Origin of the sequence: Paraburkholderia sp. J7 (assembly GCF_905220155.1) — a bacterium.
In the GTDB taxonomy this organism is placed as follows: Bacteria; Pseudomonadota; Gammaproteobacteria; order Burkholderiales; family Burkholderiaceae; genus Paraburkholderia.
Genome location: NZ_CAJMYZ010000049.1, coordinates 1 through 21,605 on the forward strand (window position 1 = coordinate 1; position 21,605 = coordinate 21,605).

19 protein-coding genes are annotated in these 21,605 nt (G+C 56.8%); 5 read left to right on the top strand and 14 right to left on the bottom strand.

Annotated features, from left to right (window positions below; translation table 11 throughout):
* Positions 1-194: 194 nt before the first annotated feature.
* The 7 genes from U5A58_RS39625 to U5A58_RS39650 all read right to left on the bottom strand — a co-directional run bounded on the left by U5A58_RS39625 (position 195) and on the right by U5A58_RS39650 (position 6,569).
* Positions 195-1,571, bottom strand: coding sequence for an aldehyde dehydrogenase family protein (locus U5A58_RS39625; protein ID WP_321965365.1), 1,377 nt, complete (start codon positions 1,569-1,571; stop codon positions 195-197).
* Positions 1,558-1,884, bottom strand: a complete 327-nt coding sequence (locus U5A58_RS40940; RefSeq protein WP_415774366.1) for a carotenoid oxygenase family protein — start codon at positions 1,882-1,884, stop codon at positions 1,558-1,560. The genes U5A58_RS39625 and U5A58_RS40940 overlap by 14 nt, the downstream gene beginning before the upstream one ends.
* Positions 1,779-2,045, bottom strand: a complete 267-nt coding sequence (locus U5A58_RS39630) for a hypothetical protein (RefSeq protein ID WP_321917570.1) — start codon at positions 2,043-2,045, stop codon at positions 1,779-1,781. Before U5A58_RS39630 ends, U5A58_RS40940 begins: the two co-directional genes overlap by 106 nt.
* A 101-nt stretch (positions 2,046-2,146) precedes the next feature.
* Positions 2,147-3,349 (bottom strand): formaldehyde dehydrogenase, glutathione-independent, encoded by a 1,203-nt coding sequence (fdhA, locus tag U5A58_RS39635; protein ID WP_321917571.1) that lies wholly within the window; start codon positions 3,347-3,349, stop codon positions 2,147-2,149.
* Positions 3,350-3,379: 30 nt separating this feature from the next.
* Positions 3,380-4,396 carry an aromatic ring-hydroxylating dioxygenase subunit alpha gene (locus U5A58_RS39640; RefSeq protein ID WP_321847161.1) on the bottom strand — a complete coding sequence of 339 codons (1,017 nt, stop codon included), beginning with the start codon at positions 4,394-4,396 and terminating at the stop codon, positions 3,380-3,382.
* 128 nt (positions 4,397-4,524) lie between these two features.
* Positions 4,525-5,490 (bottom strand): PDR/VanB family oxidoreductase, encoded by a 966-nt coding sequence (locus U5A58_RS39645; RefSeq protein ID WP_321917572.1) that lies wholly within the window; start codon positions 5,488-5,490, stop codon positions 4,525-4,527.
* Positions 5,487-6,569, bottom strand: coding sequence for an aromatic ring-hydroxylating dioxygenase subunit alpha (locus U5A58_RS39650; RefSeq protein WP_321917574.1), 1,083 nt, complete (start codon positions 6,567-6,569; stop codon positions 5,487-5,489). Before U5A58_RS39650 ends, U5A58_RS39645 begins: the two co-directional genes overlap by 4 nt.
* Before the next feature lie 171 nt (positions 6,570-6,740).
* On the opposite strand from U5A58_RS39650, the gene U5A58_RS39655 reads away from it, so the two are divergent.
* Positions 6,741-7,220, top strand: a complete 480-nt coding sequence (locus U5A58_RS39655; protein WP_321847160.1) for a MarR family transcriptional regulator — start codon at positions 6,741-6,743, stop codon at positions 7,218-7,220.
* Here the strand turns inward: U5A58_RS39655 and U5A58_RS40945 are convergent.
* Both U5A58_RS40945 and U5A58_RS39660 read right to left on the bottom strand, forming a co-directional pair.
* Entirely contained in the window at positions 7,141-7,488 is a 348-nt protein-coding gene (locus U5A58_RS40945) for a plasmid pRiA4b ORF-3 family protein (RefSeq protein ID WP_408602550.1), read from the bottom strand. The genes U5A58_RS39655 and U5A58_RS40945 overlap by 80 nt on opposite strands.
* 123 nt (positions 7,489-7,611) lie before the next feature.
* Positions 7,612-8,031, bottom strand: a complete 420-nt coding sequence (locus tag U5A58_RS39660) for a helix-turn-helix domain-containing protein (protein ID WP_321847154.1) — start codon at positions 8,029-8,031, stop codon at positions 7,612-7,614.
* Positions 8,032-8,112: 81 nt separating this feature from the next.
* Between U5A58_RS39660 and U5A58_RS39665 the strand changes: the two genes are divergently transcribed.
* Entirely contained in the window at positions 8,113-8,673 is a 561-nt protein-coding gene (locus U5A58_RS39665; RefSeq protein ID WP_321917576.1) for an FMN-dependent NADH-azoreductase, read from the top strand.
* A gap of 353 nt (positions 8,674-9,026) precedes the next feature.
* Here the strand turns inward: U5A58_RS39665 and U5A58_RS39670 are convergent, their stop codons facing one another.
* The 3 genes from U5A58_RS39670 to U5A58_RS39680 all read right to left on the bottom strand — a co-directional run bounded on the left by U5A58_RS39670 (position 9,027) and on the right by U5A58_RS39680 (position 13,087).
* Positions 9,027-10,151 (bottom strand): porin, encoded by a 1,125-nt coding sequence (locus U5A58_RS39670; RefSeq protein ID WP_321917578.1) that lies wholly within the window; start codon positions 10,149-10,151, stop codon positions 9,027-9,029.
* 157 nt (positions 10,152-10,308) lie between these two features.
* Positions 10,309-11,646, bottom strand: a complete 1,338-nt coding sequence (locus U5A58_RS39675; protein ID WP_321917579.1) for an aspartate aminotransferase family protein — start codon at positions 11,644-11,646, stop codon at positions 10,309-10,311.
* A gap of 13 nt (positions 11,647-11,659) precedes the next feature.
* Positions 11,660-13,087 carry an APC family permease gene (locus U5A58_RS39680; RefSeq protein ID WP_321917581.1) on the bottom strand — a complete coding sequence of 476 codons (1,428 nt, stop codon included), beginning with the start codon at positions 13,085-13,087 and terminating at the stop codon, positions 11,660-11,662.
* A gap of 373 nt (positions 13,088-13,460) precedes the next feature.
* Between U5A58_RS39680 and U5A58_RS39685 the strand changes: the two genes are divergently transcribed.
* Positions 13,461-14,399 (top strand): LysR family transcriptional regulator, encoded by a 939-nt coding sequence (locus U5A58_RS39685; RefSeq protein WP_321917583.1) that lies wholly within the window; start codon positions 13,461-13,463, stop codon positions 14,397-14,399.
* Positions 14,400-14,568: 169 nt separating this feature from the next.
* Here the strand turns inward: U5A58_RS39685 and U5A58_RS39690 are convergent, their stop codons facing one another.
* Positions 14,569-15,915, bottom strand: a complete 1,347-nt coding sequence (locus U5A58_RS39690) for an aspartate aminotransferase family protein (protein WP_321917585.1) — start codon at positions 15,913-15,915, stop codon at positions 14,569-14,571.
* A 779-nt stretch (positions 15,916-16,694) separates the two neighbouring features.
* Complete coding sequence (locus U5A58_RS39695) at positions 16,695-16,994, bottom strand: helix-turn-helix domain-containing protein (protein ID WP_321917586.1); 300 nt, start codon at positions 16,992-16,994, stop codon at positions 16,695-16,697.
* Between the two features lie 974 nt (positions 16,995-17,968).
* On the opposite strand from U5A58_RS39695, the gene U5A58_RS39700 reads away from it, so the two are divergent.
* Together U5A58_RS39700 and U5A58_RS39705 are read left to right on the top strand one after the other, a co-directional pair.
* Positions 17,969-19,438 carry a benzaldehyde dehydrogenase gene (locus U5A58_RS39700; RefSeq protein WP_321917588.1) on the top strand — a complete coding sequence of 490 codons (1,470 nt, stop codon included), beginning with the start codon at positions 17,969-17,971 and terminating at the stop codon, positions 19,436-19,438.
* Positions 19,439-20,558: 1,120 nt separating this feature from the next.
* The coding region (locus U5A58_RS39705; protein WP_321949616.1) for a GAF domain-containing protein at positions 20,559-21,605 on the top strand (1,047 nt) is incomplete at its 3' end.

Here is a 21,605-nt window from a genome sequence, read left to right on the forward strand (position 1 = left end):
GCACGTCCTCGTGCTGTGCGTGGTGATAGGCAGTTAGATATCGCTAAGTCAACGTCTCCGTGTTTAATTAGTCGGCTATGGGGGCAATCTGACGATTTGAATTGTTAGCGTCCGACTCAGCCATGACCCACTAACCCTGATAGCTTGGAACCTGTTATATTTACCAATGCAACCGGCCAACGCTTGCCTGACTCCTAGCTCAGGAGGCTCCCAAGTTCTCCAAGCTTCTCTGGGGAGTAAGGCGGATACAGCGACTTGAGTAGTTGCTCCGACGGCGAGAGCAGCATCGACTTTCTATTTGAGAACGTTGTAAAGCTGTGTTTTCCGAAGTATTTACCGATGCCAGATGGGCCCACTCCGCCGAACGGAAGTCCTCCCAGCCAGCAATGTATATTTGTGTTGTTCACACATCCGCCGCCGAATGACACGCCGTCAAGAAACGTCTGCACGTTCTCGGCGTTGTTGCTGAACATGTAGCCGGCCAGCGCTTTCGGTTTTGCGGAGATGAACTGGATCACCTCCTGAAGGTCGTCGTATGGCAGAACAGGTAGCACGGGCCCGAAAATCTCGCCACACATTGCCGGCTCATCACGTCTTGCCGGATAGATAATGGTTGGCTCGATATAGCAGTCTGCTACATCAAAGCGACCACCGTATGCCACGGAAGCCCCCGCTGTCATCTGCGCAATTCGTCGAACGTCGTCCGGGCTTTTCATTCGGCTGTAGTCTGGACTGGAGCGGGCGTCACTCCCGTACATTTCTAGGAGCGCGGTCTTGCAGGCTTGTACGAACTTGCCCGCGACGGACGAATGGACAAACACGTATCCCGGCGAGACGCACCACTGCCCAGAAATCGCGGTTGCGCCCCATGCTAGTTGCGTTGCCGCATGTTCGATACTCGCAGTCTCGTCCACGACAGCGCAGTTTTGTCCACCGAGTTCAAGGAGTACCGGTGTGAGATGTTCGGCCGCAGCACGCATCACAATCTTTCCTACCTTCTCGCTACCAGTGAAAGCGATGAAGTCAAACGGAAGAGCAAGTAGGTCAATAACAGCCTCCTTTGCGCCGGCCACGAGCGCAAACACTTCAGCCTCGAAGTATTTCGGCACGAGTTGAAGCAGGAGTTCGCTCGTGTAGCTGGTCGCTTCCGAAGGTTTCGCAATGACCGTGTTGCCAGCCGAAAGTGCAGCAATCACCGGCTCAAAAAGAAGGATCAGAGGTGCGTTAAACGGACCAATCACAAGGGTGACGCCGTATGGCTCATAGAATATTTTCCCCTGGTGCCCCGACGCCGCGAGCCCTCCGGGGATCTCAGCCGTTTCCGGCTCCATCCATTGCTGCAAGTTCTGCAATACATTTGCGATAGTCGCAAGAGGACCGTGGACTTCCATATACTGTTCGAAGGCAGCTTTCTTGAAGTCCATCCCCAGTGCTTCATAGAATGCACCCTCATTCTCGCGGAGCAAAGCTTCGAGGCTGGACAGCTGGGCCTTACGCCACTCAAAGGAACGGGTACGTCCCGTAGCGAAGTAAGCCTTCTGCCTTTCAAAAATTTCTTCAAAAGAAAGCACTTTGCAGTCCTGATTTCGGTTGTTGACCTGAAGGGTTCTTCAGGTTCTTCAGGTCGTTCTGACATAGGCTTTTTTTAGACCGGGAACCAGCCGCCGTGAAAGCCATATGGGATGCGACTCGGAAGCTCGACCTTGGCAAGGGGCCATGTGAAACATCAAGAGCGTCAAAGACGGCGAACTCGCTGATTTCCTTCTCGCGGTTGCACATCACAGTGACAATCCAGCCTCCTTCTGCGGCCTTCTCTGTGCACGGAACGAATACGGGTTCGTGGAAGTACGCCAGCGGTGATGGCGCGTACCCAGCGGCGGAAATTGCAGGTTCTGGCCATTCCTGTACAGCGTCCCGGGCAGTCCTGCTGACAGGGTGCCGTAGGTAACAAGAAGGTCCACAACCGTCAGCTCTTCCGTTACTGGCGCGTAGTTCTCCTGGAGCGTGACATGGTGGGAGTAACGGCTCTTCAATTTCGTATCCATCTTCGTGTGGGGCAAAGCTGCTGCTGATAAAGCATTTGGGAATGCAGGTCAAGCACCGGGACGGCCTCGTAGGGAGTGACGACCGTCCCGTATCTCAAGGATTAGGCTGCATTCCGGAAGAGGTTGTGCGGGTCGATTACAAACTTCTTGGGCGCACCCGAGTCGAACTGCGAGTAGCCATTGGGGGCGTCGTCCAGCGAGATGACCTCAACGCCGACCGCCTGCGCAATTTTGATGCGGTCCCAGAGAATTGCCTGCATGAGGGCGCGGTTGTACTTCATGACCGGGGTCTGCCCGGTGAAGAAGCTATGTGACTTTGCCCATCCCAAACCGAAGCGGATACTCAAGGAACCTTTCTGTGCGGCAGTGTCTATCGCCCCTGGGTCTTCGGTCACGTAAAGACCTGGGATGCCAATTTTCCCTGCGACCGCCGTTATCTCCATGAGGGAGTTAAGCACCGTTGCTGGCGCTTCATGCTTCGCGCCGTCATGCCCGTGTCCACGTGCTTCGAAGCCAACGGCATCAATCGCGCAGTCGACCTCTGGCATCCCCAGGATCTCGGCAACTTGGTCGGCGAGACTGGCGTGATCTGAAAGGTTGACCGTCTGGAAACCCTGCTTCCGGGCATGGTCCAGTCGTGCCGAATTGATGTCGCCGACAATGACGACGGCTGCGCCCAGCAGAATTGCGGAACTGGCGGCCGCAAGACCGACGGGACCGGCGCCCGCCACGTACACCGTGCTGCCGGGGCCGACTCCAGCCGTAACCGCGCCGTGATAGCCCGTTGGCAAGATGTCAGACAGACAGGTCAGGTCGCGAATCTTCTCCATCGCTTGTTCCTTGTCGGGGAAGCGCAGGAGGTTGAAGTCGGCATATGGCACCATAACGTATTCCGCTTGGCCGCCAACCCAGTCGCCCATGTCGACGTAGCCGTATGCGCCGCCCGCTCGCGCCGGATTTACTGTGAGACATACGCCGGTATGCTGCTCCTTGCAGGTCCGGCAGCGGCCGCACGCGACATTGAAGGGAACCGAAACCAGGTCTCCCTTTTGGAGCGTTTCAACGTCACGCCCCAGCTCGATGACTTCCCCAGTGATTTCGTGCCCGAGAATGAGGCCGGCGGGCGCGGTCGTACGGCCTCGGACCATATGCTGGTCAGAGCCACAAATGTTCGTTGAAACCACTCTCAGAATGACCCCATGGTCAATCTTGCGGCCTCTTGGGTCCGCGAGCGTCGGAAAAGGAATTGACTGAACTTCCACTTTCCCTGGGCTTACATATGCAACACCACGATTCGACGACATAAGTTTGTCTCCAATCTGTTGATTTGACCTTTACGCAGCCTCTGGTTGACGGAGCAGCCGCTCAACTACACGACGTACCCGGTTGGGTCCGACATCGACGTGAATATCAATCTGCTGACGAACGGGGAACTCCTTCTGATTACGGTACTGCGCCTCGATCACAACCTTGTCCTCGTCGAACGTCGCAGCGCTTTGCTCGATGACGGTCTGTTTGACCCGTTCAACGTCTGTTTGAGGGTTGCTGGCAACCGTCCAGAAATAGTGGGTTGTTTCGTCGGTTTCGGGTGTGATTCCATGGAAGCCGCGCATGTGAAAGCCTCCACGCTCAGGGTCGTCAATGTCTCCAGAGTCGGCGTCAAGCGCACCTGTCCAGATGCGGATATGCGAGACGCGGAATTCAATCTCTTGCCAGCGATCGACCAGCCCTGTGAACGACCATGCAGCGGTGTAGGTCGGGGGCGGATCGGAGGCTGGCATCTGGCGAACAAGCTTGACTGTGTCTCCGTCAGTGCTCACCGTAGCTTTCGCGTTCATGTGTACGGGAGCGTTTCCGCCGATGGTCTTCAGATGGACATAGCCCAGATGGCTCAGGTCCATCAGATTGTCGTGAATTAGTTGATAGGGTGCTTCGTAGTGGTAGTTTCCGCCACCAAAGTGATAACGGGAGTCAGAATGAACCGGATATGAAGGGGGCTCGGAGGATGGCGTGCCAGCAGCATTGCCCCCAACCCAAACCCAGACAATCTGGTCACGTTCGACGACAGGGTAAGACAGCACGCGAGCTTTCGAGGGGATGCGCTCCTGCCCGGGAATCTCGATGCATGTACCTTGGCGGTCGAACAGCAATCCGTGATATCCGCAGCGAACTCCCTTCGCCTCGACAGAACCACACGAAAGAGGCAGTTCCTTGTGGCAGCAGCGGTCTTCGAGCGCCCCTACCTCACCGGTCGGCAGGCGAAAGAACACCATCGGGCGGTTGAGTATTTTCCGAGCAACAGGCCTGGCATCGAGTTCCCATGAGAAGGCCGCCACCCACCACTGATTCATTGGAAAGGCGGTTCGGTGCAAGGTGATAGGCTTCTCTAACGCAAGGTTTTCCAATTCTTTTCTCCTAAGGCCTTAAACCTTTCTCACGCATTGCGTCGAGCAGGATTTTGCCAAGTGCTTCGATTCGCCTAGAGGTCCAGCACTAGGACTGGAGTCTTTGAACGCGAACAGCAGGGCATAAACTGGTCACCGGCGGCTTTTTCTTCGTCGGTCAAATAGGAATCGCGATGGTCCGGTGTTCCGTCAAGAACTCGGGTTAAGCAAGTGCCGCAGACTCCCTGCTCGCACGAAGTGAGCAACTCGACTCCTGTCTCAGCCAAAGCCTGCACGACCGTCCAACCAGGCGCCACATCGACGGTGACGCCGTTGCTGGCCAGTTTCACCTGGAACGTCTTATCACCCGCGGATTGCTCTACGACTCCTCCAAAGAACTCATAGTGGAGTCGGCCCTCGACCCAATTCTGTCTGCGAGCCTCGGCCAATACTGCGTCCATAAAGCCACGAGGCCCGCAAACATATAGGTGACTATCGGCGGGCGCCTGCTCAAGTGTCTTTGCAATGTCAAATACCTGATCGGGGTCGCCGTCATCAAAGTGAAACTTCACGCGATGGGCGAAATGGGAGGAGTCGATTCGCGACACAAAAGCGGTCCGGCCTCGTGAGCGGGCGCAATAATGCATTTCAAAGTTTTCGTCCGCCACCGACAAACGTTCCGCCATGCAGAGGATTGGCGTTATCCCGATTCCCCCGGCAAGCAAGAGATGATGCGCAGCATCATGCGCCAGCGGAAAGTGATTTTTCGGTTCACTAATTTTTACCTTGTCACCTTCCTGGACAAGGTCGTGTATCGCTTTAGAGCCACCACGTCCATCTGCCGCACGCAACACAGCGATGTGATACCGGTTCGATTCGTTCGGGTTGTTGCACAACGAATACTGCCGAACCAGCCCGTCAGGGAGATGCACGTCAATGTGCGCCCCTGCGCTGAACGAAGGGAGACTTGCTCCGTTGATTGCTGTCAGTTCAAATCCGCAAATGCCCTGCACTTCAGTCCATTTGCGCGAAACCTTAACGTCGAGAGTTGCTGTGTTCATGACCGCTCCGACACCCTTTCAATCGGGATCACCTTCTTTTGCGAATTTGCCTTGAGCTCTTCGGCGAGTAGGCGGTCGATGACTTTGCGAGAAAGCACTCCCCCGGCATCGATGTTCAGCTTCAGCAGCGCGCGCTCCGGCCAGGCATCGAGATTTCGCTGTTGCTGTTCAAGCATTTCGAGGTCTTCGGCAAAAATCTTGCCTTGGCCTTCCCTGATGGATGCAGTCAGGTCCTTGTCTTCCGGACGGAAGTTTCTTGCCATGCCCCAGAAGTACCAAATCGACGATTCGGTCTCCGGAGTGATGAAATCAACCACGATGGAGGATGCCTTGAATTCGGCCGGGGCTTCGTAGCCGCCGTGACCGGCATGGGCAACGCCCACCTCAATCATCACGTGGCTGGGAGGGGTGAAGCGGCAAATTTGCCAACGGTCGACTGGAACGTCGTCGTCCAACCCGTTTCCTCGTAGCGCGAGCCGCCAGAAAGGCGGGGCCATGATGTTCTGCATGAAACGGCTTGTGATAACTTCATCGCCAGAGCTTGTCGTTTTCGGGGCTGCTTCGTCGATTTCCTTTTGGCCAATGCTGCTAGCGTGGACGTAAGTTTCGTGCGTCAGGTCCATGAGGTTGTCAATCATCAACCTGTAGTCACAGCGGATGTGATACAGGCCGCCGCCGTGTGCCCATGCGGGATCGTCCGCCCACGGGAGATGGAGCAGCTTTGCGGGGTCCGCCTCGTCGCGGTCACCGGGCCACACCCACACGAAGCCGTATTTCTCGATAACAGGGTAGCTGCGGATAGTTGGAAAACCGCTGACGCGCTGACCCGGCATGCCAGAAGTCTTGCCGGTGCACCCCATTTCAAGACCGTGGTACCCGCACACGAGCGTGCCGTCTCGTACGAAACCGAGTGACAGCGGGGCACCTCGGTGAGGGCAGAAGTCTTCAAGCGCGGTCGCGATGCCGTCCGCAGCTCGATAGAACACCATTGATTCACCGCAGATCTTCCGGCCGAGGGGCTTGGCCTCACCAATCTCGTCTGGCGTGCAGGCAACATACCAGGCATTCTTCAAAAACAATTTACGTCTCCATGGGGGGACTTGAATTCTGACGTTTGGAAGTAATATTCCGTACACTGAATGACATTCAGTGTACTCATTGATGGCCATACACACAAGTCGCGCGGTATACTGGTTTTCCCGCAATACGAGCGCTTTTACACGCGTGCGATGATTTCAACTGAGGAAAACATGAGCGTCGCTAACGAAGTAGCGTCCAGCCTGGACCTCTATGAGGAGCCGGGACATTTGATACGCCGTGCGCATCAAATCGCTGTTGCGATGTTCCATGAGAAATTAGGGCGCGAAGTAACGCCGGTTCAGTACGCGGTGTTACGCATGCTTTATGAATCGCCTGGCTTGGACCAGGTCACTCTCGCACAGAGGGTTGCACTCGATACGTCGACGACGGCAGAGATGGCTGCACGAATGGAGGCGAAAGGCTGGATTCTGCGCGAGGTTTTGCCCCGTCGACAGAGAAAACTCCTCCTCACGCCGGCAGGGGAAAAGTTGCTGAACAAGTTTCGGCCTGCGGTACAAGAGCTCCGCGCTGGATTGTTCGAGGGTATGGGGGAGGAAGATTCTGAAGATTTTATCCGGCTGCTGCGCAAATTCGTTCATTTGAACAACGAGCAGAGCCGAGCACCGTTGCGCGTTGATAGCGGCGCGTAAAGCCGGTCAAACGCGGCCAACGACAGGGTGTCTGGGCCGTCAAGAACTGCAACGTGCCGTCACGATGTCCACCGTAACTCCATCCGCGGATGATGAACCGGTGCAGGTGTTCGTCGCTCCAGCCCATGGCGAGTTGCATCACACGATGCAGTTGCGCACTCGTGACCTGCTCGGGAATCAGAAGTCGCCGCCAGACCGGCGGGCTCACCCCGCGCAGACTGATTCGCAACTGGAGGACGGAAGGCGCATCGGAAGAGGCGGAGTCCATTGACCCAATATTAACTTCCTTGCGGCCATACTCGCTGTCACCCGATTTCGCCCCCGCTTTGGCGCGGTCTCCTTACCGTTCACGGCTAAAGAAATTTAGATTTTCGGTATGTCGTTTCCCGCACTATTTCGGCGAGAACCGCGCCGCGTGCACGGCAGCGCGCTCCGCAGACTTTGCTTCGTAGATTTGCCGCGCCGCGGCCATCTCATCGCCGTGCTCTTTTGCCCATTCGTACAGCGTGTGCAGCGGCTCCATAAGGCTGCGGCCCAAGTCAGTCAGCTCGTAGTCCACGCGCGGTGGAATGCTCGGGTACATGGTTCGGCTCACCAACCCATCCTGCTCTAGTGCCTTGAGGGTAAGCGTCAGCATCCGCTGTGAAATGCGGCCCACCTGACGCTGGAGCTCGTTGTATCGCAGCGGACCTTCGCTCAGCGTACCTACGACCATGACCGTCCATTTGTCGCCAATTCGAGCCAAAACATCTACGACCGAGGCACAGACCGGGTGGTCGTGGCCGCGAACATCTGTGTTCGTATCGCTCATAAAAGTGCCTCCTTGTGCAATTCCTCGTCGAATCTAACATGACGGCACGAACATTTTGTCCGTTACTTACAGGATTAGCCCATGAAGCTTCTACATATTGATTCCAGCATCGCCGGTCAACAGTCCGTGAGCCGCCAATTGACCGCGGCCATCGTCCGCCGCCTGCGAGAGGCCAATCCCGACGCTGTCGTGATCTACCATGACCTGGCCGCCGAACCGGTGGAGCACCTAGCCGTTGCCCCCGCCGCGGGAAGCGTGACGCTTGAAGAGTTCTTGGCCGCAGATGTCGTGGTGATCGGCGCACCGATGTACAACCTGGGAGTACCCAGCCAGTTGAAAGCCTGGATGGACCGATTGGTCGTGGCTGGAAGAACCTTTTACTACACTGAGACCGGGGTGCAGGGCGGGCTGTGCGGTGGTAAGCGCATCATTGTTGCCTCCACCCGCGGCGGCTTCTACACAGCGCCTTCTCCGATTGCGGCCATGGATCACCAGGAAAGCCATCTGCAAAGCTACTTCGCTTTCTTGGGCATATCGGATGTGGAATTCATCCGTGCCGAGGGAACGGCAATGGGGGACGAACTGCGGCATCGTGCGCTAGAGGCGGCTCTGGCCGCCGCATCGGCACTGGAGGCAGAATGAATTCCAGAGCTCTGCTCGGCTCGCAGATCCTGCACGGCAGGATGAGCGGTGTTCGTTGCCATTACAGCCGGACCAGACCACCAGTGGCTCTGGGACGCTCAAATTAATAGGTGCCCACCGATTTGGGTGGGCGTCATCTAGCAACCACCTCGGTCCGACTGGTCGCCTCCTTTCACCCGTCTCAATGCGCGCCCCCCGCGTCTGTTGCGGCGGCCAGCACGCGCGCGATGTGATCGCGCTGCCCCGCATTGATGATGGGTCCGAGCGCGACGTCGTCGGTAGCTGGATCGCCTCGGTTCCTGTATTGCGAAGTCAACAAGGGGGCAACAGTTTAATCCCTAGTCGTGATGTTCCTAAAAGCGGTGTCGAACGCCGACAATTGCGATCTCTTGTGAACTCGTGCCGCCGGAGGTATAGCTGTCGGCGATGACCGCTTGAGCCGGGCCTTCACCGTTGGTGCCCGAAGCGTGGCCATACCCAGCTGAGAAGTACAGGTCGGTGCGTTTCGACAGGGCATAGTCAGCGGCGAATGTCACTTGATGATAGGTTGCCGACGAATCACCATGTGACTTCATAAAGTTGTATCCAACTTCGAGCGTGACCTCTGGCGTTGTCTGCCACGCAACGAAAGTGGATGCATTGTTAAATCGTTCGCTGTTGAGGAAAGTCGAATCGGCATCTGCAAGGTATTCCACGTAGCTGTAATATGCGCCGAACGTCAATGGACCGGCTGCATATGCTGCCCCCGCGCGAGCAATGTTATATCGACTGGCAGTAGCATACGCGCGGTTCACGGGACTGAAGAATCCTCCGTTAGCGCTCGATTCACCGCGAGCCGAATACCTTTCGTTTCCATTGTCAGCGTGAAAATACCCTCCCGCGAGAATAAGCGATCCGACTGAGTAGTTTAGCGCAGCACTATATGACTGGCCCGAGCCGAGCGCACCCGCCACATTACCGAAGCCGTATTGAAGTGCGGTCTGCAACCCTCCCCAGTTTGGGCTTAACCACTTGACTGCGTTAATGATTTTGAGTGTTCCGTCAGCGAGGTCAACGTCGCCCGGTGACGTGAAGTATTCGAGAAAGTAGTTCCCTTGTACTGGCATGAGGAGATCGAAAAGTCCGTCTAGCTGATGGCCAAACGTTACCGTCCCGTACGTATCGCTCTTGAGCCCGACATATGCTTGCCTATTGAACAGTCCGTCTGTCGCCAGTGCACCGTTATTCAGGTCGATCTGACTCTCGAGAGTAAAAAGAGTGGACAGTCCACCACCCAGATCCTCCGATCCCTTCAAGCCCCAAACGGATGGTTGCATTTGGCTGCTCTGAAGCGATAGTGAGTTATTTGATCCGCCGTTGTTGTGAACGTACTGGATAGAGTTGTCTAGTACGCCATACAGCGTCATGGTTGATTGTGCGCGAGCGCTGCAAACGGTACAAAGTGCCGCTACCCCGAAAAGCATACTGATTCGTTTCATTGGATAATCTCCATGTCCTTTTTTATGACAGTCTTTTTTAACGAAAATCTCGGCAATGATTTGACGCGCGAGCATATATCACACGCACCCTAGGAAGATGCATGCTAGAATCGGCAGACGAAATTGCGGATGCCTGAAGCTGTGTAGGTGCGTGCGCTTAAACCGTGCCGTCAGGCTTCAGACGCATGAGGACGCGGCTAACTGCTTCGACCGCCTGATCCGCCTCATCGCGGGAAAAAGTCAGCGGTGGTGAAAGGACAAGGTTTTGCGCACTGCTTATCCGGACAATCACGCCGGTTTCGTCGCGGATAATGTCCGGAATTCTCGAGGCGGCGTCTGGCAGAGGGCGGCGTGTCTCCTTGTCGACCACAAGCTCGAGTGCGATGCCAAGGCCCATTTGGCGAATCTCGCCTATGTTGGGGTGTTTGAGTAAAGTCGCCAGCTGCTCCGCGATGTAGCGTCCAGTATCGTTCGCCCGATCAACCAGCCCCTCATCATTGAGAATTCGAAGATTTTCCAAAGCGATTGCACACGCGACGGGATGGTCACTGTATGTGTAGCCGACCGGGTAGCCATGTCCCTGTCTAACGGTGTCCGCGACGTCCCGAGTCATCAACACCGCACCGAGCGGAATATATCCGCTCGAAATTCCCTTCGCAGTCACGAGGATATCTGGGGAGACGCCAAAACGCTCAGTAGCAAACCACCGTCCCGCACGCCCGAACGCTGTAACAACTTCGTCGAAAATCAGAAGGATTCCGTGCTTGCGCAGGACTTCCGCCATCCGTGGCCAATAGTCGTCAGGGGGAATAATCATCCCGCCAACGCCCATGATCGGCTCTGCAATCATTGCGGCAATATTTTCAGGCCCAATTTGGGTAATGGTCGATTCGAGTTCCGCCACACAGAATTCAGTGATGTTTTGACCATCGAAGTACCAATTGCGATACGGATGCGGTGGTGTCAGATGTGCAACGTGCGGCAGACCCGGGCCGGTACCCTCGTTCATCTCCGCGAAGCCCGTGGCCGTTCCGCCGCCATATGCGAGGCCGTGGTAGGCGTTCTTGCGTGACAAAATCCATGTACGACGGCGCTCGCCACGCATATAGTGGTAATACCTGGCGGTCTTGATGGCGGCGTCGTCGCCTTCGGAACCGCCACTCGTGAAGAAGCTCATTTCCAAGTCACCTGGTGCCATTTGAGCCAATCTCTCTACGAGCTCAATGGCTTTGTCGTTCGTGAAATCCCAGAAGCAGGTGAAATACTCCCACTGCTTCATCTGTCGCGCGGCGACTTCGGCGATTTCTTCCCGACCATGGCCAATCTGAGCAAGCCAGAGCCCACCAGTGGCATCGAGATACTGGCGTCCTTCTGCATCCCATAATTTGCATCCTTTCCCACGGGTGAATATGGTGCGATTGGTGGTTGTGAGCGGCAAGTGTGGGTGTACGACGTGACGACGGTCGAGCCCGATCAGTTCATCTACTGTTCTCATCGGTTCAGCTACCTCAGTTGGATTGGGATTGCCCCAGCATTTCGTTGTTCGTGTTGTTTGTGCCGCGCCGGAGAAACCCGTTGAGCACCCCAATCAGAGCGGCGATCAAGACGAGCCAGGGGAGTCTCGTCGAAATGCCTTCGGTGGATCCGCTCAGTGCACCGAAGTTGGTTACGGCGACGATCACGACCGCCAGGAGGCCCAAAGCACCCAGCACGGGAGCCACTACGCCTTGCCAGACGGGGCGCTCGTGAATCCGAGAAAAGAAGCCAATGACACCGACCGCGCCAAGAGTTTGGAGAACGAGGACCCCAAGTGTTCCAAGCGCGACCATCCACATAAAGATCACCTGCACAGGGTCAGCGTTGCGCAACATGAATCCAGCGAGGATTGCTGCGCAGCAAAACGTCAGAACAACGCTGGCGACGAACGGACTGCCGTGACGACGATGGATTTTGCTCAAACGCGCGGGAAGGAAGCGCCCGCGGGCGAGAGCGAACAGATAACGGCAGAGTGCGTTATGGAATGAGAGCAATACGGCAAAGACGCTAGTGAGGACGAGGATCTGCATCAACTGGGTTGACCACTCGCCGACAAACTGGGTATTGGCGCTGAACACAAACGTGATGGGATTGGCAGTCGCCTCATGCTGGACGTCCTGACCTGAATAGGCGAGTGAAAGGCACCACATCGTGAGCGTGTAGAACAGCCCGATCAAACCGATTGCAATGTAGGTTGCCCAAGGGATCGTCCGTTGAGGATTTCGCGCTTCTTCGCCGTAAATCGTGGTCGATTCGAAGCCGACAAAGCAGGAGAACGCGAACATGAGTGCCGTTCCCACGCCTGGCCCCCTCAGTGTCGACAACGCAAAAACCTGCAGGGTGGAAGTGTGGAAATCAGTCTTTATGAGGACGGCGACGTCGAAGATAAAGAGGATCAGAACCTCAAGCACCATCAGCACACCGAGCACTTTTGCCGAAAGATCGATATCCATGTAGCCGAGCACGCCGGTCAAAAGAACCGCAGCTATTGCGAGCAGCCGCCAGTCAATCGCGACCGCGGTGAACTCCTTGATCGTATCGGCGCCAAAGGCAGCGAATTGGGCGTAAATGCCAATGAGCATGCAAACGTAGGCGAGGAGCGCAACACCGGCAGCAGCATGGCCCGCGCGAATGCCAAGGCCGCGCTTGACAAGCTCGGCAAACCCACCCGCGCTTACGATGTACCTGCTCATTGCGGCAAAGCCGATAGCGAATAATAGAAGGACGCCAGCTGCCAGCAAGTACAAGGTGGGGGCGCCACTCCCTACCATCGAAAAAACAGCAGGCCCTGCTCCCAATGTCGCGCCGAGCGGTGCAGCTGCTGCGACGACGAAAAACACAATATCGGCAATTCCGAGCGATGCAGCCTTTAGCTGATTCGTCGGCTGGTCTTGTTCCATGATGCTCCTCCGGGCTGGTAGCGATTTATGCGTTTCGTGGTAGCTGATTATTGGCTCGCATATTCTGTCCAGCAATGCGAAATCGCTGATCAATCAATCGAAATTTCCGATCACAAGAAGGCTCGGGAAGTTGCATTTCCGGAGCCCGCTTGCTTAGCCCGATAATCCGCCCCCAATTATGCGTTACTCGTTTCTAGAAGGCTTTGGTACGATAGGCGTATGAAGTGAGGATCTATGCGATTGCACAATACGTCGTCCGCACAGTGGAGCCAGCCCAATCGTCAGTGGACACCGCTCGCTGCCGGAATCCTCGCAGTTGTACCGGCCCTGGTTGTAATATTGCGCGTTCGGGGTCCGTGGAGGGATGAGTTCGATGGACACACGACAGCTTTTGTTGGCGATTCGTCTCGCCGAAACCTTACATTTTGGCAAAGCGGCCGAGATCGAAAATATTGCCCAGTCGGGGCTCAGTGCGCAGATCGCAAAATTGGAGTCCGAGCTTGGCTTTAGCCTGTTCGAGCGAACTAATCGCCGGGTGATCGTTACTGAAGCGGGGAAAGGTTTTATCGAACGCGCTCGTCAGTTGCTCGGCGAGATGTCAAATACGATTGTCGAGTGTCGCGCTATAGCGGAGAAGAGTCGCGGTATTCTGAAGCTGGGCTTCTTCGGCGACGCTGCGGGCGAGCTCACACACCTCATCCTCAGTCTGTTCCGGCGTGTGAATCCGGGCATCCGGCTGGTGTGTACCGAACTGACTATGACCAATCAGGTGCAGGCTCTGATCAGCGGGCGCGTTGACGCCGCTCTTATGAGGCTGCCAGTCGATGATGAGCGCCTCGAAATTGACGTGATGTACGACGAGCCACGCGTCGTAGTCGTCCCTGCAAATCACCCACTTGCGCACGCGTCAAGGCTTCAGGCCGCCGATCTTTTCGACCAACCCTTTGCGGTCGCGGCCGCAGGGGCGCCCTCAGAGTGGGCGTCTTATTGGAGTCTGGCGTCGGAACGTCATGAACCGAGTCGAATCGGTGCTTTCGTTCAGTCAGTGCCCGAGAGCCTCGCTGCGGTAGCGTACGGCGGTGCCTTTGATACGTTTCCGTTAACTGCTACTCGAATTTTCTCTCACCCTGGCGTTCGTTATGTCCCGTTGGAAGACGCGCCGCGCAGCACGCTAGCACTGGTGACATTGAAGGGTAATCGAAACGCGGCGGCGAAATCGTTGCGCGAATGCGTTATACAGACTCTCGATGCCTCTCTCTCTCAAATTCCAGAGGCACGCCGCGATGTCGACGATTTGCCAACAAAAAGATAGTTGTGTTCATCGAGAATTGCACTGAAATCGGCGCACGCATCCGTGGTCGATTTCGCTCCCGACTTCGCTCTCTCTCCCGGAATCGGGGCAACGTACCGTACCCCGATCAAATTGTTCGCGCGTTTTTGAATCAGATATTTAACTTCCAAGACGCAGCGCTAAAATTCAATTAATCGTCGGAATAAATTTGGCGGATGATATCTTTAGTCGTTGAAATGTAACCGTCGATATCCTCATCCGTCATCGGCAGCGTCAGTCCAATCTGACCACGATGCACAGGGAAGTAGCCGCGAGTCGCCATTTCGAGCGCGTAGACGTTCATGCTGTTCTCATCAATCTTGTGCCAGTAATCACGATGGGTCGTGATTTGCTCGCCGGCTTGTTTGGTGAAAGCGTAGCCCAATACCGAGAAGGAACCGAAGACGACAAACGGGAACCCGGATTTCTCGGCCCAGGCATTGAGCTCTTCCTTGATCTTTGCGGCCAAGTCGTTGAGCCGCTGATAGGCTTTGATATCCATCGCCTTGAGGCACGCAGTCCCTGCGGCGCAAGCCAGCGGATGGCCATGATGGGTGCCAGAGATCATGACCTGATTGTCTTCCACCACACGGTAGATTTCGCGAGTTCCTCCAACAGCGCCGATCGGAAGACCACCGCCGATCATTTTACCGAGGACGGTGAGGTCAGGTTTTACTTGATACACGTTCTGGAGGCCGCCGTACGCGGCACGCAACGTGATCGTTTCATCAAAAATTAGCAGAATGCCCAGTTCTGTTGTGAGCGCGCGAAGCTTATGTACGAAGTCCTTTTGGAGTTCGACGATACCACCAGCGCACGACTGCAACTCCATGATGAGGCAGGCTATATTTTTCGCGTTATCGCGAAGAATCCTTTCGCAAGATTCAAAGTCATTCTGGGTGAGCACGACGACGTGCTCACTCTTGTAGGACGGGATTCCGTCCGAATCGGGCAGGGATTTGGGGTTAGACGAGGGGCCGGGGAAGTTGTCCGGATTGGGATGTGCGGAAATCGCGAGGTCGTCAGTAAAGCCGTGGTAACCTCCCTCGAATTTTGCGATTCCTTTTCGACCCGTATAACCCCGTGCAATTCGGATGGCGCCCAGACATGCTTCGCTCGCGGAGCAGAAAAACTTGACCTGTTCCACGGATTCGATGCGTTCACACAGGATTTTGGCAAGATCTAATTCGGCGTCCGTCGGATTGCCAAAAGAGAAACCGGTCTCGAGCATAGCTTGCATCGCCTTCACGATTTCGGGGTGATTATGCCCCAAGACATTGGTCGAGAAGTTGTTGTTCAAGTCGAGTAATTTATGGCCTTCTATCGTTTGAATATACTGTGCGTCACCTTTCTCGACGAAGATCGCATGTGGTCCATATCCAAATGTCCGTCGGCTGAATCCACCCGGGATATGGTCTTTACCTTGTTGGTTTTTTGTTTTAGAGAGATGAAATGAGTTAGAGAAGTTATCAATTGATTGTGCGTAGTTAAGCTTCATGATGTTGCGGCCTTAAATAATTGAAACGCTTGATGCGCTGGGTAGTTTGCGTAGAGAATTGGTTAACTATATTATTTCCGTAAACATTTGCGCGTCAACATCGAATCTATGATCAATCAATCGATATCTGAGATTGGAAAAAAAAGAAGTCTCGAAGGCCATCGAAGCATGGCGATTTGCGCCCGTTTCCGTGAGTCGCAAGAGGAATGTCTTTCGCGTGTACATCAACGCTGCGTGTCGTCCACTGAACGTCGGCGACAACCTTTGGGCGACAGTGCATGCCCATGGATACGGCGATCATGGCTTGATGTCCAGGTTGCGTTAGATGGTAGTCTGTATGGATTCGGCGGCCAGGATCACAAACACGCGAACCGAGTCTGGTCGGGTCTCGTTACGGGCCGCAACGGAGATCAGCGAGTCGAAGGCAGCCCAACACATCGGGACCGTACCATCGCCGAATAGGAACTCGCGTTCCTCGCTTTCGCGTTGGTCGAGTACGGCTGCGAGCAGGGCGACTTTGTCGGTAGCAACCCTGACCGGGACACGCCGGCCTTGTCGGCGGTATCAGAGATACCGTGACTCGTCACCCTTCTTGTGGGCCTTCTTGTCTGCCGGGATTGCAAACCGAGTCGGGAAGGGCATTTTCCTTGTTCTCGTACTGGTTGGTTATATGGTGTGTTAATACCTTTGCAGTTGAACGAAGCGCGGGGCAGGGACGCAGCTCGCGCGTCCCGAGTCCGCAGGCGACGAGACCGTCGCCCGGTGGAATGGTACCCGCACTATTTCGGCGAGAACCGCGCCGCGTGCACGGCAGCGCGCTCCGCAGACTTTGCTTCGTAGATTTGCCGCGCCGCGGCCATCTCATCGCCGTGCTCTTTTGCCCATTCGTACAGCGTGTGCAGCGGCTCCATAAGGCTGCGGCCCAAGTCAGTCAGCTCGTAGTCCACGCGCGGTGGAATGCTCGGGTACATGGTTCGGCTCACCAACCCATCCTGCTCTAGTGCCTTGAGGGTAAGCGTCAGCATCCGCTGTGAGGACGAACTGCGGTGTTCGTTGCCATTGCAGCCGGACGTGACCACCAGTGGCTCTGGGACTCTTACATTAATAGGTGCCCACCGATTTGGGTGGGCGTCATCTAGCAACCACCTCGGTCCGACTGGTCGCCGCCTTTGAACTACCGCTTATCTTTAGCCGACCGTGCTTCCACGCATTTCGCGAGGCCGAATACAATGTCTAGGCGAGCAATGCCTGTTCTCGGGAAGGCCCGTGTTCGGAAGGACAGGTACGTAACCATGGGACTTGCGTCGATATTCGGCAAATTACGCGCCTGGATCGAGTGGAGTCCATCGTTTGCGCCGTTCTTCAACATGCCGATGTCCTTCAGCGGGCATCTTGGGGCGACGGACAATGTCGTGGGCCGCCCGAGCAGTTCGTGACGAGAATATTCGTTTCCGTCGACAAATGCCGCGTTGCAATACATGGTGATTCTCGAGACGTCGGTCGTCGAAACAGGCATTTACCCCGTATGCGAGAAGACCTCGCCATGCTTGATCGATGTGCATGCCCGTGCCCTTTTCAACTGTCGATTTTGCCACGAACCGCGAAATGCCTACTGCGGTGTCGGTCATTTACTACGTGGTCTACTCACACTTAGCACGTGTTCCTCAAGCAGGATTGTGCGTAAGTTCGAGGGCCGCAAATCACGTTTTGCGGCGTTGGGAACGACATATGAACCGTCTCAAATCGACACAAAGGCACAGTCCTGTTCTGGCGCGCACTCGCCGCAGCGCGGAATTGCTCCGGACTCGCGATCCTGACTTCCACACGCTCCTGCTTCGTCTGCGCGTTCACGCAGCGCGCGTCAATTCGCTCACTGTTCAATAGCTGAACGCTTTTCTGAGCTTGACGCTGTAAATATGGGCAATCTGGGGGCGCGAACAATTCCCGATGGCGGCGCTCACCCTTCTTTTGGTAGCGTGCCTAGATGCGTACGTCGGCAAGCGTCGTTGACGTACTCCAACACGGCTTTCGCCAAATACAGAAAGGACTCAGCATGACCGGTACTTCCGCACGCCTTTTCGACAACGACAACTGGCATCGGCGTCTCTTCACAGGCGTATGGCAGGACGGCACATCGGTTGCCGACGTTTTGGAACCCGCCACCGGTAAGCGCCTCGCAAGCATTGGCATGGCTGACGCCGAACTCGTGGGCGCGTCGTCGAAGGCTGCGTTCGAGGCGCAGCAGGCTTGGGCTGCGCTGCCTTATGACGAGCGCGCTGCCGTATTGCGCCGCGCCGCACGTCTCGCCGAAGACGCGTTCGACGAGATCGCTGGCTGGATCGTGCGCGAAAGCGGATCGACGCGCGCGAAGGCTGGTTTCGAAACCATGGTGACGGTGAAGGCGCTGCACGAGGCGAGCGCTCTTCCGTCTCGCTCCGCAGGTGAGGTTTTGCCTTCGGTACCCGGCCGCCTCTCGCTCGCTCGCCGCCGTCCGTTGGGTGTGGTCGGCGTCATCTCGCCGTTCAACTTTCCGCTCTATTTGGCGATGCGCGCGGTGGCGCCGGCACTTGCACTCGGCAACGCCGTCGTGCTCAAACCAGATCCGCGCACTTCAGTCTGCGGCGGCTTTGTAATCGCACGCCTGTTCGAACTTGCTGGCCTGCCAGCGGGCGTGCTCCACGTGCTGCCCGGTGACGGCGCGGCAGGTGCGGCGCTTACGAGCGATCCTCACATTGCGATGATCCAGTTCACTGGGTCGACGAACGCAGGCCGCAAGGTCGGCGAGGCGGCAGGACGCCACCTGAAGAAGGTTTCGCTCGAACTCGGTGGCAAGAATTCGCTGATCGTGCTCGACGACGCCGATCTTGATCTCGCCGTCGCCAACACGGCGTGGGGCGCGTATCTGCATCAGGGCCAGATCTGCATGGCGACGGGCCGCGTGCTCGTGCAGCGCAAGATTTACGACCGATTTGTGGAAAAGCTCGTGGCGAAAGCGGCGAGCCTCACTGTCGGCGATCCGGCTACCGATGACGTCGCGCTCGGCCCCATCATCAATGCGGGGCAGCGAGATCACGTCGCGCGCGTGCTAGCCGCCGCGACAGACGCGGGGGCGCGCATCGAGACGGGCGGCGACTTCCGCGATCTGTTCTTCGAAGCGACCGTGCTGAGCGGCGTGACGGCGCAGAACCCGGCGTTCAACGAAGAAATCTTCGGGCCGGTCGCGGTGGTTGTGCCCTTCGACACCGACGAAGAAGCGATTGCGCTCGCCAACAACACCGAATATGGGCTTTCCATGGCCATCGTAACGTCGGACGTAGGTCGTGGGCTGCGCATGGGCGAACGCCTGCGCACGGGTCTCCTGCACATCAATGACCAGACCGTCAACGACGAGGTCATTAACCCATTCGGTGGGGTGGGCGCGTCTGGAAATGGTACCAGCGTAGGTGGGCCGGCCAACTGGGAAGAATTCACGCAGTGGCAGTGGCTCACCTTGAAGGGTGAAGCCCCGCTCTATCCCATCTGATCGACACAGGTGCTTGAGCGGTCCGAAGCACATCGACGATTCGCTGAGTGAGGGCATGAGTAGCAACTGCAGGTCGCGGTGTCACGGCCGCAGTTGCACTTAATAAGGGAACCGCTTGGATCCAGATGGCATGTTTGCGCGGGCGGAAGTACGTTTAGATGCTCATGCGTGTGGTCGCCACGAAGCTCTGCCATACGGACTTTATCGTGCGCGATCGATACTATCCGGCGCCGTTACCCTGCGTTGGGGCGCGAAGGTACTGGTGTCGTCGAGCAAGACGGCCCGAACGAGAGGAACCTCAAGCCTTGGGATTACGTCCCGCTGATCTATGGCGCATCCGGTCAGCGCCATGCCGCTGGAATGGGGCATCTCGACCGGCAGGGGCACTTGGGGACTGTCTCCCGTGGTGACGGCGCGCGTGGGGCACGACGACAATCGTCGCGGGTCCTTTGCGGCTTCGACTCGCGAAGGGACTGGGCGCAATGCACACCGCCAACTGCGCGGCAATCGACATTGTTGAGGCCTTCTGTGGCCTCACTGGCACTGGCCTGGAATTGCGACTGCAATCGAATGGACATCCTAAGGTATGTACGAGCGCCGTCTAGTCGCGTGACACGCTGGGCGCAGTCAGTATGTGGGCGGGCTACAGATCGCACCAAGGCCCACCTCGAAAGCAACAATCTGCTGCTAGGTGGGCCGATAATTCGCGGCATAGTGGAAGGCGATTGCGTTTCGCAGCGCTTCACTCACCGGCTCGTCGAACCTTGGCAGCCGAGGTGATTCCCGTTTGCTAAGCTCGTGAAGTTCTATCCGTTGGAGCAACTCAACGAAATCGTTGAAGATTGTACGCGTGGCGTCACGCTCAAACCGATTCTCCGTTTCGGACTTGGTTGAGGCGTGGCCGGGGTACGATTGGCGCGTTTGTCAGCAGTGCCTCCGGTTTCCTTGAGCTGCGGTATCCTTGAGTCTCTGGTGATCGAAGCGTCCTGCGCACGCCAAGGACCCTGACGGTTGGCGTGGCACCACAAAAAAAAGGGCGCGGTGTCGCTCGTTATTTCGGGCCAACTGCGCATCGCCGCGGATCTTCTACTTTCAACGCAACGCCATGACGGGACCCCGAATGAATCGCACGTCCGCGCCCGAGTCCACGAACGACAATGCGCTCGCGCAATTGCATTCAGCCCGCGAGCGCTTTGGCGGCGGCGAGCAATTGCCCGATGTATTGACGCCGAATTTGCTCCCCGAGTCTGTCGCGCGCTCATGGGTACGCTCGCGCGACGCCGGCGTAGTGCCTTGGCAGGCGCCAGAATACGAATTGCTTATTGGTACACGTAGTGTGCGTGAGACAGCTGATGACCGCCGCCTGTTTAGCTGCATCGTCGATGAAATCGAGCAACTTTGGGACGCGTTTGGTGGCGATGACTGGACCATTTTCTGCGTGAATCCAAAGGGCACTGTCATCCACGCACGGCGCAGTGCTGGTTGTGGCGACCAGCTGATCCTGCCGATTGTCGCAGGCCGGCGTATTCTGGAATCCCACATCGGCACGACAGCACCAAGCTGCGTGTTGCACGACGGTACCGAAACGACGGTAACTGGCGGCCAGCACTACCTCACTGAGTTCGAGCGCGTCTCGTGCCTTGCGGTGCCGCTTTTTGGGCTGCACGGCGAGGTCGTCGGCGCGCTTGATATTACTGGCACAGGTCAGCGTGATTTCTCGCAAATGAAGGAGCAGTTCCGACTCGCCGCGTTCGCGGCTGAGCAGCGTCTGTTCGGGACGTTGCGCGGTTGCCATCTGCTGCGTGTGCAGCACGATCCTCGTTGGCTTGCCACGCCACTCGCAGGTGTGCTTGCGGTCGAGGAGGATGGCCAACTGCGCGCCGTGAGCCGTATGGCGCGTCGTATCCTCGCGTTGCCGCATGGCGCGTCCGTCACCCGGCTCACACTGCGCGAAGTGTTCGACGAGGCGCCGCCTGCCTTGCAGACCCGTATACTGACCCCACAGCGCGGCCCACAACGTATTGCGCGTGCGGATGGCAGTCACCTGTGGGTCCAATATGCGCGCGCGCCGCTTAATCGCAGCACAGCGCGTCGCATGAATACAAATTTCGAAGTCCAAGGCGTCGAGGCCGAATCTGGGCAGACCGTCAACGCTTCGCATGGCGCA

Coding starts and splice junctions, on each gene's coding strand:
- U5A58_RS39670 (WP_321917578.1), bottom strand. CDS start 10,151: ATGAAACGAATCAGTATGCTTTTCGGGGTAGCGGCACTTTGTACCGTT.
- fdhA (WP_321917571.1), bottom strand. CDS start 3,349: ATGTCGTCGAATCGTGGTGTTGCATATGTAAGCCCAGGGAAAGTGGAA.
- U5A58_RS39665 (WP_321917576.1), top strand. CDS start 8,113: ATGAAGCTTCTACATATTGATTCCAGCATCGCCGGTCAACAGTCCGTG.
- U5A58_RS40945 (WP_408602550.1), bottom strand. CDS start 7,488: ATGGACTCCGCCTCTTCCGATGCGCCTTCCGTCCTCCAGTTGCGAATC.
- U5A58_RS39675 (WP_321917579.1), bottom strand. CDS start 11,646: ATGAGAACAGTAGATGAACTGATCGGGCTCGACCGTCGTCACGTCGTA.
- U5A58_RS39655 (WP_321847160.1), top strand. CDS start 6,741: ATGAGCGTCGCTAACGAAGTAGCGTCCAGCCTGGACCTCTATGAGGAG.
- U5A58_RS39685 (WP_321917583.1), top strand. CDS start 13,461: ATGGACACACGACAGCTTTTGTTGGCGATTCGTCTCGCCGAAACCTTA.
- U5A58_RS39700 (WP_321917588.1), top strand. CDS start 17,969: ATGACCGGTACTTCCGCACGCCTTTTCGACAACGACAACTGGCATCGG.
- U5A58_RS39680 (WP_321917581.1), bottom strand. CDS start 13,087: ATGGAACAAGACCAGCCGACGAATCAGCTAAAGGCTGCATCGCTCGGA.
- U5A58_RS39690 (WP_321917585.1), bottom strand. CDS start 15,915: ATGAAGCTTAACTACGCACAATCAATTGATAACTTCTCTAACTCATTT.
- U5A58_RS39640 (WP_321847161.1), bottom strand. CDS start 4,396: ATGAATCAGTGGTGGGTGGCGGCCTTCTCATGGGAACTCGATGCCAGG.
- U5A58_RS39645 (WP_321917572.1), bottom strand. CDS start 5,490: ATGAACACAGCAACTCTCGACGTTAAGGTTTCGCGCAAATGGACTGAA.
- U5A58_RS39630 (WP_321917570.1), bottom strand. CDS start 2,045: ATGGATACGAAATTGAAGAGCCGTTACTCCCACCATGTCACGCTCCAG.
- U5A58_RS39660 (WP_321847154.1), bottom strand. CDS start 8,031: ATGAGCGATACGAACACAGATGTTCGCGGCCACGACCACCCGGTCTGT.